Origin of the sequence: Claveliimonas bilis (assembly GCF_020892095.1) — a bacterium.
GTDB lineage: Bacteria > Bacillota > Clostridia > Lachnospirales > Lachnospiraceae > Claveliimonas > Claveliimonas bilis.
Genome location: NZ_AP024845.1, coordinates 1,856,671 through 1,869,616 on the forward strand (window position 1 = coordinate 1,856,671; position 12,946 = coordinate 1,869,616).

Annotated in this window: 12 protein-coding genes and 1 other annotated feature; of the genes, 6 read left to right on the forward strand and 6 right to left on the reverse strand. The window is 44.2% G+C overall.

Translation table 11 applies throughout. From position 1 onward, the window contains the following. Positions 1-19: 19 nt before the first annotated feature. The 3 genes from EUBC25_RS09150 (at position 20) to EUBC25_RS09160 (ending at position 3,108) form a co-directional block, all read left to right on the forward strand. Positions 20-721, forward strand: a complete 702-nt coding sequence (locus tag EUBC25_RS09150; protein WP_230105187.1) for a DUF5714 domain-containing protein — start codon at positions 20-22, stop codon at positions 719-721. Between the two features lie 77 nt (positions 722-798). Continuing rightward, positions 799-1,072 (forward strand) — a binding site (T-box leader). A 147-nt stretch (positions 1,073-1,219) separates the two neighbouring features. Then, a complete protein-coding gene (gene tyrS / locus EUBC25_RS09155; RefSeq protein ID WP_230105188.1) occupies positions 1,220-2,440 on the forward strand; it encodes a tyrosine--tRNA ligase in 1,221 nt (406 codons plus the stop codon). A 146-nt stretch (positions 2,441-2,586) separates the two neighbouring features. After that, entirely contained in the window at positions 2,587-3,108 is a 522-nt protein-coding gene (locus tag EUBC25_RS09160; RefSeq protein WP_230105189.1) for a flavin reductase family protein, read from the forward strand. Positions 3,109-3,138: 30 nt separating this feature from the next. Here EUBC25_RS09160 and EUBC25_RS09165 read toward each other — a convergent pair whose 3' ends face one another. The 4 genes from EUBC25_RS09165 to EUBC25_RS09180 form a co-directional block, all read right to left on the reverse strand. Next, a complete protein-coding gene (locus tag EUBC25_RS09165) occupies positions 3,139-4,083 on the reverse strand; it encodes a carbohydrate kinase family protein (RefSeq protein ID WP_230105190.1) in 945 nt (314 codons plus the stop codon). Positions 4,084-4,263: 180 nt separating this feature from the next. Beyond that, positions 4,264-5,574, reverse strand: a complete 1,311-nt coding sequence (locus EUBC25_RS09170; RefSeq protein WP_230105191.1) for an IS4 family transposase — start codon at positions 5,572-5,574, stop codon at positions 4,264-4,266. Positions 5,575-5,788: 214 nt separating this feature from the next. Next, complete coding sequence (locus EUBC25_RS09175; RefSeq protein ID WP_230105192.1) at positions 5,789-7,096, reverse strand: alpha-amylase family glycosyl hydrolase; 1,308 nt, start codon at positions 7,094-7,096, stop codon at positions 5,789-5,791. A gap of 102 nt (positions 7,097-7,198) precedes the next feature. Beyond that, the gene (locus EUBC25_RS09180; RefSeq protein ID WP_230105193.1) at positions 7,199-8,602 is read right to left on the reverse strand and encodes an MATE family efflux transporter; all 1,404 of its coding nucleotides are present in this window, start codon (positions 8,600-8,602) and stop codon (positions 7,199-7,201) included. 204 nt (positions 8,603-8,806) lie between these two features. On the opposite strand from EUBC25_RS09180, the gene EUBC25_RS15025 reads away from it, so the two are divergent. Next, positions 8,807-9,193, forward strand: a complete 387-nt coding sequence (locus EUBC25_RS15025) for a GNAT family N-acetyltransferase (RefSeq protein ID WP_230107587.1) — start codon at positions 8,807-8,809, stop codon at positions 9,191-9,193. Between the two features lie 115 nt (positions 9,194-9,308). Here EUBC25_RS15025 and nox read toward each other — a convergent pair whose 3' ends face one another. After that, on the reverse strand, positions 9,309-10,637 hold the full coding sequence (nox, locus tag EUBC25_RS09190; protein WP_230105194.1) for a H2O-forming NADH oxidase: 1,329 nt from the start codon (positions 10,635-10,637) through the stop codon (positions 9,309-9,311). Between the two features lie 437 nt (positions 10,638-11,074). Between nox and rplM the strand changes: the two genes are divergently transcribed. Further along, positions 11,075-11,503 carry a 50S ribosomal protein L13 gene (rplM, locus tag EUBC25_RS09195; RefSeq protein ID WP_230105195.1) on the forward strand — a complete coding sequence of 143 codons (429 nt, stop codon included), beginning with the start codon at positions 11,075-11,077 and terminating at the stop codon, positions 11,501-11,503. Between the two features lie 28 nt (positions 11,504-11,531). Beyond that, positions 11,532-11,924 (forward strand): 30S ribosomal protein S9, encoded by a 393-nt coding sequence (gene rpsI / locus EUBC25_RS09200; RefSeq protein WP_230105196.1) that lies wholly within the window; start codon positions 11,532-11,534, stop codon positions 11,922-11,924. Between the two features lie 122 nt (positions 11,925-12,046). On the opposite strand, the gene hdhA is transcribed toward rpsI, so the two are convergent. Beyond that, positions 12,047-12,844 carry a 7alpha-hydroxysteroid dehydrogenase gene (gene hdhA, locus EUBC25_RS09205; protein WP_230105197.1) on the reverse strand — a complete coding sequence of 266 codons (798 nt, stop codon included), beginning with the start codon at positions 12,842-12,844 and terminating at the stop codon, positions 12,047-12,049. Positions 12,845-12,946: the final 102 nt, after the last annotated feature.

The window sequence follows — 12,946 nt, forward strand, 5'->3', positions numbered from 1 at the left end:
AAAAAGAGGGAATACGACAATGAGTGAGAGAAAAAGAGGCGCCTGTCTGGTATGCGGAGAAAATCTGACTTATTATCCGAAAGCAGTGGAGATGGAATGTGTTTTCTGTGGAAAAAAGGAACTCTCCCATGCTTCCTGTGAGAAGGGACACTATGTATGCGATGCCTGCCATGCTAAAAAAGGCATTGAGGTCATTATGGAAATCTGCCAAAAGACGGATTCGAAAAATCCGGTGGAAATTGCCCGGAGGATCATGGAAGATCCTTATATTTACATGCATGGGCCGGAACATCATGTCATGGTGGGAGCGGTTCTTCTTACGGCATACCGCAACAGCGGCGGAGATATCGACTTAAAAGAGGCCCTGGAAGAGATGAAAGAAAGAGGCAGCCAGATACCGGGAGGCGTGTGCGGGTTCTGGGGATGCTGCGGAGCAGGAGTCAGCACAGGGATCTATATGAGTATTGTAACGGGAGCCACGCCTCTTGCGGGACGCTCCTGGGGGCTGGCAAACCGGACAACGGCCAAGGCGCTGGAGGCCATCGGGGAGCTTGGAGGCCCCAGGTGCTGCAAGCGGGATACATTTACGGCGATCCGAAAAGCGGCGGAGATGACGGCAAAGGAACTTGGGGTGGAAATGGACTGCCCGGCAGAAATCGTCTGCACTTTTTCGGAGGAAAATCAGCAGTGCCTGAAAAAGGCCTGTCCGTATCACAGGTAAAGGAGATTTTACTTCATATTGTGCTTGACAAATATATACAAATACGTTAGGATTGCAGACAGAGAAACGACAAATATAAAAAGGCTTTGAAAAGAAGAAGTAGCATTCGAAACACCCAGACAGAAAGCTGCCGGCGGATGAGAGGCGCATGAAGGAGTCGGATGTGAATACATCTTGGAGCTTCGCACTGAAATCGGAAAAGGCCAAAGGAAAGGTCAAAAGAAAGTAGGATGCGACGTAAGTGGCATACGTTATCATGCACAGGCTGTAAAAGAGAACGCAGCCTTGAAAGGCCGTCTGCTGTGAGGCAGCGGTGAAATAAGGTGGTACCGCGAGCAATTCGCCCTTACTGTTGAAAAACAGTAGGGGCTTTTTTATTTAATAGGAATCTTCGTTCCCTACTGAATAAAACGCTCCGGACAGAATGCGCAGGCCTTTCATGTATCAGAGATCAAAGCAGAATGAGTCAAAAAAGAATCAGAAAAAAGGAGAAGAAAAATGGGAATTTATGAAGAACTGCAGGCAAGAGGACTGATTGCCCAGGTGACAGATGAAGAAGAGATAAGAGAACTGATCAACAATGGAAAAGCAACCTTTTATATTGGATTTGACCCTACAGCAGACAGCCTCCACGTAGGACATTTTATGGCGCTTTGTCTGATGAAACGTCTCCAGGAAGCTGGAAACAGACCGATCGCCCTGATCGGAGGAGGAACAGGCTACATTGGCGATCCTTCGGGAAGATCCGATATGCGCTCCATGATGACGCCGGAGCAGATCCAGCACAACTGCGACTGCTTTAAGAAGCAGATGAGCCGTTTCATTGATTTCTCTGACGGAAAGGCTTTGATGGTAAACAATGCAGACTGGCTTCTGGATCTGAATTATATTGATCTTCTCAGGGAAGTGGGACCGCATTTTTCCGTAAACCGTATGCTTGCGGCAGAATGTTATAAACAGAGAATGGAAAAGGGATTAAGTTTCCTGGAGTTTAACTATATGATCATGCAGAGCTATGATTTCTATGAACTGTTCCAGAAATACGGCTGCAACATGCAGTTCGGCGGGGACGACCAGTGGAGCAACATGCTGGGAGGAACTGAATTGATCCGCCGTAAGCTGGGTAAAAATGCATGCGCTATGACCATTACACTTCTTCTGAACTCCGAGGGAAAGAAGATGGGAAAAACACAGAGCGGCGCAGTATGGCTTGATCCGGAAAAGACCTCTCCGTTTGATTTCTATCAGTACTGGAGAAATGTGGCAGATGCAGACGTACTGAAATGTATCCGTATGCTGACATTCCTTCCGCTGGAAGAGATTGACAAGATGGATTCCTGGGAAGGCGCACAGTTAAATACTGCAAAAGAGATCCTTGCTTACGAGCTTACCAAACTGGTGCATGGCGAGGAAGAAGCAGAAAAAGCACAGGCGTCTGCAAGAGCTTTGTTCAGCCAGGGTGCAGCGGCACAGATGCCGACTACAGAGCTTACGGAAGAGGATATGGAAGACGGATGCATCGATATCCTCACAATGCTTGTAAAGAGCGGGCTGGTTCCTTCTAAATCAGAGGCAAGACGTGCAGTGCAGCAAGGCGGCGTTTCCGTGGATGGCGAAAAAGTGGAAAACATCCATGAAGTGTTCACAGAGGATGCATTTAAAGCAGGTATTGTGCTGAAAAAGGGAAAGAAAAACTTCCGTAAAATTGTGATGAAATAAGAGATTTTTTATCGGGAAAATAAAAAATAATCCTCATAAATGGAATGATTGACCTGCACCAGATTGTGTCGACAAATGGAATTGACAATGATTTCCCAATGGTGCGCTGGTACTAAGAGAAACAGAGACAAAGAGGAGGAAAAAATATGGCCTTTAAAGAAGTAGATATCCATACGCTGCAGTTTAACCCCTTTGATAAGATCAGCAAACAGTGGATGCTGATCACAGCAGGAGAACAGGAGAAATCCAATACAATGACAGCAAGCTGGGGAGGCGTTGGATTTATGTGGGGGAAACCGGTTGCAACTGCCTATATCCGCCCCCAGAGATACACAAAAGAATTTGTAGATACAAATGACAGATTCACCCTTTCCTTTTTGACGGAAGAGAAAAGAGAGGCTCTTAAAATCTGCGGTTCTGTTTCTGGAAGAGATGTGGCAGATAAATGGGAGACGGCGGGTCTTATGCCCTGCTGTGTCGAAGTAGAAGGCGGAAAAGCAGTTGCTGTTTCCGAGGCGGAAATGATCTTTGTCTGCAGAAAACTCTATGTGCAGGAAATGCTTCCGGAGTGTTTTGTGGACGAAAAAAGCAAAGAAACCTGGTATCAGCAGAAAGACTATCATGTGATGTATATGGCAGAAATCGAGAAAGTTCTTGTAAGAGAATAAAGGCGGTAATAGAAGGGCAGGACCTGGGAATCATTCCTCAAGTCCTGCTCTTTTTAAAATAACGTTTATATCGTTCCCGGCGCCGCAGGCTCCCAGGTTTTCAATGCAGATGGAAGCTCCGGCATTTGCAAATCGGCCGCAGTCGGGAAGAGAAAAATTTTTGCCTAATGCATGGAGAAAACATGCGGTAAATGTATCGCCGGCTCCGGTTGTATCAATGCATTTCGCACCGGAATATGCCGGTATTTCCCAGCGTTCCTGATTGGTTTTGATAAAACAGCCCCGGGAACCGTTTTTAATAACAACATGTTTCACTCCGCATTGAAGAAAAGCATCCGCAATATCGTCAAGGTCCGTCTCGCCGGTAAGAAGTGCGGCTTCCTCATAGTTGGGAAAGACATAGTCAAGAAGAGAGAGGCACTCCTTCATATCTGCAAGTGTCTCCTTGTTTTTACACTTGGTCATATCGGCACATAAGGTCATTTTCTGATCTTTGACTCTTCGGAACAGATCCGTGAGGGCGGCGTTGTCAAAAAAAGGAGATACAAAAATACTGGCAAAACAGAAAAATTTACCTCCTTCCAAAGCACTGTCAGGAATGTCTTCCGGGTACAGATTCCGAAGGGTGCCCCGGGGTGAAGTGATGAAATGACGTTCTCCCTGACCGTCCACAAGAACAATATTCACACTTGTAGGGATATCACCGGAACGGCGGATGCAGCTCGTGTCAATGTGGGACATGGCGCATTCCGCCATGATCGTATCCCCGGCGGTGTCCCGGCCAAGCTTGCTGATCAGACGGACCGGATTGCCAAGAGAAGAGAGTGCCTTGGCCTCATTCATGGCATCGCCTCCGGTGCGCATCGTAATCCCCTTCGCCGGTATGGAACCGGTCCGAAAGACAGAAGGATCGACCGGACGGGCAAGGACATCCATGATAGCGGCTCCGACAATGATAAAGATAGGATGGTTCATATTGGCTCCTTTCTGCAGATGGGGACGTAACAAAGCTTAAAAGCAATGTCATTAAGTTTAGAAAATGAGTCCTCAAAAGAAAGACAGTGTTGGTATCCTAATCTACGCTGTCTTTCTTTTATGCAGACCGATAAAGCAGACCGCTGTCTGCTTCAAATTCCTGTTCCGTATTTTCCCCTTTTATGCTATCCTATAAGTGAAATAGATCACTGCTTTTGGGGAAGGTGTTCTGGGAAAACTTCTTTCCCTTCTTATTGGGACTTTATATTTAAGCAGTAATATTTCAACATCTGGCGGCGCTGTCCCATTTGGACAGCGCCATGATTTTAAGCAGATATCTACTGCTGTACTCAGGCTGATCTGATAATCATATTTCCAAGATGTTTTTTGGGGAAGCGAGATGTGAAACAGGATGCTTTTACAATAATTGAACATGATGACTTTTGCATACAGTTCCTGCAGGACATACTCTATTCTTTTTGAATGAAGCGCACTGGCCCCAAGATTATATTTTAGCTGGGAAAATGCTGTCTCTATCATCCAACGCATACGGTAGAGTTCCTGGAGCATTCCAACGGGCATTTCTTCTTTGGACAGATTCGTAAAAAGGATCTCGGAAAGATCTTCGTTTACTTTCAACTTTATCACTCGTAGTTTCATCGGATATTCCGTTTGCTCTTCCGTAAAAAAGTCAAACTTTGCACCGGATCGGATCCGTTTGTAGAGTTCCGGCTGTTCTTTGGTGCCACGGCAGTGTTTTTTACAGATGACGACAGGACATTCCACATCGAATTGTTCCTGATCGGGAATGGCTAAACTGGAAAGGATCCCCCTGTCTCCCTGCCGTCCCCGGATCACAAAATTCCATCCTTTTTCCAAGATATGTGCAAAGGTATTATAACTTTCATATCCCCGGTCGGCAGTAAGGATGACTTTGCTGGAAATTTCCGTTTGTGCCAGCATGGTAATAAGGGCGGAGTGTTCATCTTTTTCATGGACAGGCTGAAACAGGACCTGATCAAAAATACCGCTGTTTAGATGGTATAAAGCGTTTAGATGGATTGCGTTTTTCCCTTTTTGTGTGTTAGGGATCTTTCGATGGCAGAGAGGTTCTTTTTTATTTTCCGGGAAGGAGAGCTCTGAACCGTCAGCAGCAAGAAGATGATAGCCATGGAAGTTGGAATGTTTGGGGAGAGAGGCCGTAAAAACAGAAAAGAGGACTTTCATAGTATTGGGCTTGAGTTTGCCGCGCTGTTGCAGCATGGCGGAAGAGGTAGGAAGATCCGGGCGATAGGAGAAAAAGTCCAAAAGTTCCTTATCCAAAGACTTAGCGCCTAAAGAAAGAAGGAAACGTAAGGTATCAAAAAAGGAAATTTTTCTGGAACGGGAAAAATCTTTTCCGGGACGTTTTACATAAGAATCAGAGTTGCGGGACATTTTTTTCATCATATGCAATAATTTGTGTTTTGTAATAAGAGAATAATCAGCCATTTGAAACCTCCAAAAAAAAGAATATATTCAAATGGCTTCGCCTCAGATTTTGTATGATTTGTCAAGTGTTTTTTATAAAAAAGCATGGAATTTTTCGTTCCATGCTTTTTTGAATCCTAATTTCTAAACTTAATGACATTGAAGCTTAAAAGTGTTACGTCCCCATCTGCAATATACCCCGTGCAAAACTGCGAAACACCCTGTGCAAAATTGCTTAAAACACAAGATATTGTATGCTGTAGGCCGGCATTTCCAGTTTTCCGTCAAGGCTAAAAATTTTTTCATTTATCAGTTCACGGGCATTTCCCTGGAGATCGCCGTGGTATGCGGTGTAGTCAGTGTCGGAGGCGTTGATCGCCACCAACATGCGTTCTTTTTCGGATGCGCGCTCGAAAATGAGCTGATGGTTCGTAAGTACGACATTGCGGTAAGAACCGCTGCACAGTGCATCGCTTTGCTGGCGGATTCGGATTAACTTGTGGATGAGTTCTGTAAGTTCATTGGGGCTGGGTTGTTCGAAGCAGGGGCGAAGTGCATAATCGTTGTCGGGCGCTTTTTCACCTAATGTTCCCCATTCGCTTCCATAGTAAATGCAGGGAATGCCCGGCATTCCAAGAAGAATCCCGTAAGTCAGGGGAAGGTGGTTTTTGTTTGTGAGAATGCTTGCGATCCTGGTGACATCGTGATTATCTACGAAGGTCATCAGATGTTTTCCGCGGTACAGGCACCATTGTTCCGGGCCGTACTGACGCTGAAGTGAATGGGCAATCTCAAACATATTCATGGAATTAAAACTGGAATAAATTCCTTTATAACATTCGTAATTTGTACAGCTGTGGAGCATTTCATCGTTGACAATACGATTGTAGTCTCCGAAAAGAACTTCCCCGATCAGGACAAAGTCTTCTTTCAGTTCCTGGGTATAGGAACGCAGACGGCGCATAAAATCAGGATCCAGGCAGTAGGCCACATCCAGGCGCAGGCCGTCGATATCAAAAGTATCCACCCAGAATTTGACACATTCCAGAAGATAATCCGTCACAGCGGGATTTTGCAGGTTCAGCTTTACCAGTTCAAAATGGCCTTCCCATCCTTCATACCAGAAGCCGTCATTGTAGCAGCTGTTGCCGTCAAAATTGATGTGGAACCAGTCCTTGTATGGAGAATCCCATTTCTTCTCACAGACATCTTTAAAAGCCCAGAATCCTCTGCCGACATGGTTAAATACGCCATCCAACACAATTTTTACATTGTGATTGTGAAGATCCTGGCAGACGTCGGCAAAGTCTTCGTTTGTCCCCAGACGGCAGTCGATGGTTTTGAAATCGCGGGTATCATAACCATGATTGTCGGATTCAAAAATCGGGTTCAGTAAAATAGAATCTACACCGAGTTTTTCCAGATATTCACTCCACTCCATAATTTTACGTATACGCGGTACACATTCCCCGTCATTATGAACCGGAGCCCCGCAAAAGCCGATAGGATATATTTGATAAAAAATGCTATTGTAAGCCCACATAGTTTTAACCTCTCTTTGTCATTATTATTGATTATTATATTAGACTGGATCATTTACAGTCCTGACAGGAGCTGCTCCTGATCAGTACGTACGAAATTGTGTTTATATTTTACTACATTTAGAAGATTCTGTATACATTTTCCCACTGTCTGATATATCAACATAGTTTTTCCTGTGAGCGAGCAGATGACGGAACCATATAAATAAGATAATTCCTTTGAAAATACTGGAAATAGTAATACTCCACCAGATTCCATTCAGTCCAAGTGGCGTATGGATCAGGAGCATAGCAAACGGGATGCGCATACCTGTCAAAACGATGCTGGTTACAGAAGGGGGCAAAGTTCTGCCAAGCCCTGCAAATGCACCGGCGGTGGTGATCTCAACACTCATGAAGAGCTGGGACACGCCAAGTATCATGAGATAATCTACTCCCATGGGGAGAATGTCTGCTTCTGTAATAAAAAGGCGGAATACAGGGGCAGGGAGGAAAATTAGCAGTAGTGTACAGAAAAGTCCCCATACAAGAACAACTTTCATTGCGCTGTAATATCCTTTTGGGATCCGGCTGTATTTTCCGGCACCATGATTTTGAGCAAGAAAAGAGTTTACAGCAGCGGCAAATCCATCTGCAGTCATCCAGGAGATGGATTCAATCTGTGAACCAACTTTTTGCACTGCAACAGCGGCATCTCCATATCCTGCAACGAGCCGGGCAATGATCATGGAAATACCTGTAAAAATCATATTTTGTATGCAAGTTGGGAATCCGATTCTGACAATAGAAGAAAAATGACTTCTGTCCGGGATTCGAAATAGTTTTATATGGCAAAAAATAATGTTGTCTTTTTTGGCAAAGACAAAGAAGATAAGGGTTACTGTCGCCTGTGCCAGTACAGTTGCGATAGCCGCTCCGGCCACACCCATGACAGGAAATGGTCCAAGTCCGAAGATAAGTACCGGATCCAATATCATATTGATAAGAAGGCCGGTTAAAGTTGCCATAAAAGAGGAGCGGCTATTGCCGGCTGCAGTAAATATTCCGGTAAGTGTCTGGTTTAAAAAAGAAAAAATGACACATCCGCAGGTGATTTTCAGGTAAATGCGAGCGTCGGCGATGACCTGATGTCCGGTCAGGTTAAAAAATCCGATCAGCGGATTGGAAAACAAGATACAGACCAGTCCGAAAACGAGGCCGAAAATTATAGAAATATGAAGTGCGGCTGTTGCGTAGTTGGCTGCATCCTTGGGACGGCCAGCTCCCAGCACATGCCCCACATTTACCTGACCGCCCATTTTTGGCAGAGCAGCAAGACCATTGGAGAGCCACATGTACATTCCGGCAGCCCCCACTGACGCGACAGCATTGCTGCCGACTCTTCCAATCCAGAGCATATCCGTAAGGTTGTAGGCGGTTTGTATCAAAGAGGTGGCCATAATGGGAACGGCGAGCTGTGTCAGAGATTTCAGCACAGGGCCGTTTACGAGGTCAATATTTTTTCTCATAGATGATTCCTCCAGAGTGTTCTTTCATTAAAGGATGATAGCGTCGGTGTACAAGGGGCAACACGGTTGGTGAAGGGTAGATTTTGTCCCCTTGTACACCGACGCTAAAGTAAAAAAATCTAATGCCAACATATTATACTCTTTGCACAGGAGGGAAGGCAAGAATCAAATGAGCGAATTGAGGTTAAAGGAACATCCGCTGCACTGAAAGCAGAATATAAAGTAAACGATACAGAGCTCGCGGCTTCGGTTTTCCTGCCCTTTGTCAATCAAATATGGCAAGGCGATTATGATATAGAGCGGACTCAAATTGCATTATCTAAGACACTGAATATTACGGCGTATGATAATGAAATGCCTGTAGGGTGTCTGCGCATTCTTACAGACGGATATTTTTTTGGAACGATTACAGAATTACTTGTTCTTCCGGAATATCAAAGGCAAGGGGTAGGCAGTAAGCTTCTTGAACTTGCAAAGGAGAACACTCCTACTATGTTATATTTTGGCGCGCAGCCGGGAGTGGAAGGATTTTATGAAAAGAACGGATGTCAAAAAAGTCTGCAATCTTACACGATAGATAAAGCGAAATAACCGCGGTCAGTATAGCTGCATGAAAAAATAGGAAAGACCTTCTATCCCTTCCTATAAGGAAATGGAAGGGATAGAGGGCCTTTCTTATTTTTGTCTGCCTCTTGCAGGCGGATTTTTATTTTGCGCTAAGTGCAGCCATAGTAATGTAGTTATACGGCTGATTGAAATGAGGAAGGAAGAAAATGTCCAAAAGTTTCAGTTTATCAATAGTTACGCCCTCTTCGATTGCAAGGGAGAACATATGGATTCCCATGGAAATATCTTCTGTTGAAGCCATTTGTGCACCTACAATGCGGCGGGAATCTGATTCGTATACGATACGGATTTTAACTTTTGCGTTTTCCTTCATAAATCCCGGTCTTTGCAGGTCTTCATAGTCAGTATATTCCACACTCATATTGTTTTTCTGTGCAGCGGCAACGGACAATCCGGTGGAAACCATATTGTAGCCAAAGATGGAAATGCCGTTGGAACCCTGTACTCCAATAGCGTCAAGGGTGGTTCCGCCAATGTTGTGAGCGGCAATAATTCCTGTGCGGACTGCATTGGTGGCAAGTGCGATATAAGTCTCAGCCCGAAGCGCGTTGGAGTAGATTGTGGCGCAGTCGCCTACGGCGTATACATCCGGATCGCTTGTCTTTTGATGTTTATCTACTTTATATGCTCCGTTCCGGAAACACTCCAGATGATCTTTTCCAAGAGCGTTGTTTGGAAGAAAGCCAATTGCGTTGATGACAAGATCTGTCTTATATTCTCCTTTATCTGTCACAACTGCTTCTACATGTTCTGTGCCTTTGTAGGCAGTAGCGCGCTCGCCATAATGAAGCTCGATTCCATGTGCAGCGAGATTTTTGTCCATATCTTCTGCAAACCACGGATCATAATAGCTGGCAAGGGAAGTGGGAGCTACATCGAAAAGGCGGACATTTTTGCCCCGGCGTTTCGCTGCTTCAGCAATTTCCACACCGATGTATCCGGCTCCGATGACAGCCACATCTTTGACGTCTGGATCGCTGATCTGGCGGTCTACATTCTGGCCGTCCTGGAAAAGTTTCAGGAAACTGATCCCTTTTAAATCACTGCCGGGAAGTGTCGGCGCAATTGGAAGAGAACCTGTAGCAAGGATCAGCTTGTCATAATTCTCTTCAAAAGAAGAGCCATCTTTTGTTCTGCAGAAAACAATCTTCTTTTCAAAATCTACCTTTTCTACCGTTGTTTCCATGCGGATAACAGCGCCCTTTGCTTCGAAAGCACTTTTATCGGTATAGAAAAGATTTTCATAAGAATCAATCTGGCGTCCGACCCACAGTGCAGTTCCGCATCCAAGATAGCTTAAGTTAGTGTTCTGGTCAAGCATAACGACCTTCTGATCAGGATAGTTGTCCAAGAGAGTGTTGGCTGCAGCAATTCCAGCATGATTTGCTCCAATAATTACAGTTTTCATAGTTGTTCCTCCTTTGATAAATAGTTTTTGATAGGATTTTACTTTTTATAAATAAAACAGCCGTATATCCGTACTGTTTGTTTTTTGGATGATAAATCTTTCTGATGTCCGGAACACATACCTAAAAGGTAATAATAACTATTACTGTTATTTTTAAGACGATTATAGGCTAAAAGAAGAAAATTGTCAATCTATAAACAAAGATTAGTCCGGAAATATTTATTCCAGATTTTTGCCAAATAAAATAAGGTAAAAATACTGAAGAAATACCGCAAAAAATCCATAAAAACAGTTGACACGCGTGGAAGCGTATAATATAATAATGCAGTATGACAAAAGGAGAAACAGCAGGCACCAAAGCCCCGGAACCTGGCTGATTTCGATATAATATCTATAAGTAAACGCATAGAATGCAACGATTCATAGGAGGTAAACCAATGAAAACTTATATGGCTAGTCCAGACAAGATTGAAAGAAAATGGTATGTAGTTGACGCTGCAGGATATACATTAGGACGTTTAGCATCAGAAGTGGCTAAGGTTTTGAGAGGAAAGAACAAACCGGAATTTACACCGCATATTGACACAGGTGATTACGTGATCGTGATCAATGCAAAAGACGTAAAAGTAACCGGAAAGAAAATGCTTCAGAAAATTTACTACAATCACTCTGATTATGTAGGCGGAATGAAAGAAACTACACTGGCAGAGATGATGGATAAGAAACCGGAAAAAGTAATTGAGCTGGCTGTAAAAGGAATGCTTCCGAAGGGACCTTTAGGAAGAAGCATGATTAAGAAACTTCATGTATACGCTGGACCAGAGCATGCACATCAGGCTCAGAAACCAGAAGAACTGAAATTTTAATCAGAGGTCGAAAGGAGGATATTAAGAAATGGCTAACGGAAAATTCTACGGAACAGGAAGAAGAAAAAAATCAATCGCAAGAGTATATTTAGTACCTGGAACAGGAAAAATTACAATAAATAAAAGAGATATCGATGAGTATCTTGGACTGGAAACACTGAAAGTTATCGTTCGTCAGCCGCTTGTTGCGACAGAGACAGAAGGAAAATTTGATGTGATCGTTAACGTAAAAGGCGGCGGTTACACAGGACAGGCAGGAGCAATCCGCCACGGAATTTCCAGAGCTCTTCTTGAGGCAGATGCTGATTACAGACCGATCCTTAAGAAAGCAGGATACCTGACACGTGACCCACGTATGAAAGAGCGTAAGAAATACGGACTCAAAGCAGCTCGTAGAGCTCCGCAGTTCTCCAAACGTTAATTCCGACTGGAGAAACGGTCATCTAAAGAGAATATTGCAAAGCAAACAACCCTCGGAAACTATATGCTTCCGGGGGTTGCTTTTTGCCTGGAGCTGTCTGATAAAAGATCGGATCCTGTAAATTATCTCCTATTCTTCATCTCGATCATATCTCCGAAAACCGGTGTAGGCATTCCGAAGCCTCCTGATACTTCCAGGATCTGACCTGTTGTGTAGGAAGACTCATCGCTTGCAAAATACAATACAGCCTGCGCAATGTTTTCCGGAGTTCCCATCCGTTTGATCGGCGTGTGCTTCAGGAAGAAATCCTGGAAATCCTGGGTCAGGTTCTGCATAACGGCATCAGTTGCAGTCATGCCCGGGAGTACGGCATTGCAGCGGATGTTATCTCTGGCAGCCTGGGTGGCGATCAGTTTAGTGAGATAGTTGATGGCAGCTTTGCTGGTACCATAACCGATCTGTGAAATGTCCGGTACAGAACCGCCGATAGAAGAAATATTGATAATGCTTCCGCCGCCATTTTTTGTCATATGTGAAATAGCAGCCTGGGAAGCAAGGAATACGCTTCCGATGTTTGCATTCAGGGTTCTTAGAAATTCATCATATTCCGTGGATTTAATATCCAGATCTTTCCTTGGATCAGAAGTACCGAAGTTATTGACAAGGATATCGATTCGTCCTTCCTTTTCAACAGTCTCTTCGATCATGCTTTTATAAGTCTCCTGCTTATAGGCATCATTATATACATAGGAAACAGAACATCCTTCTTTCGTCAGGCGGTCGATCATAGCCTGAGCACGTTCGGGATTGCGGGCAGCCAGATAAACTTTGGCTCCTTCCTGTGCGAATGTTTCTGCAATAGCAGCTCCGATTCCTCTGGTAGATGCTGTTACAACAGCCACTTTGTCTTTTAGTCTCATAAGTAATTCTCCTTTCCGGTGTTTTCTGTTATTTTATATTATAGTCCGGTAAAAAACGTATTAACAGTGATTTGGTCACATTTATATTTGTTTCTTTCGGAA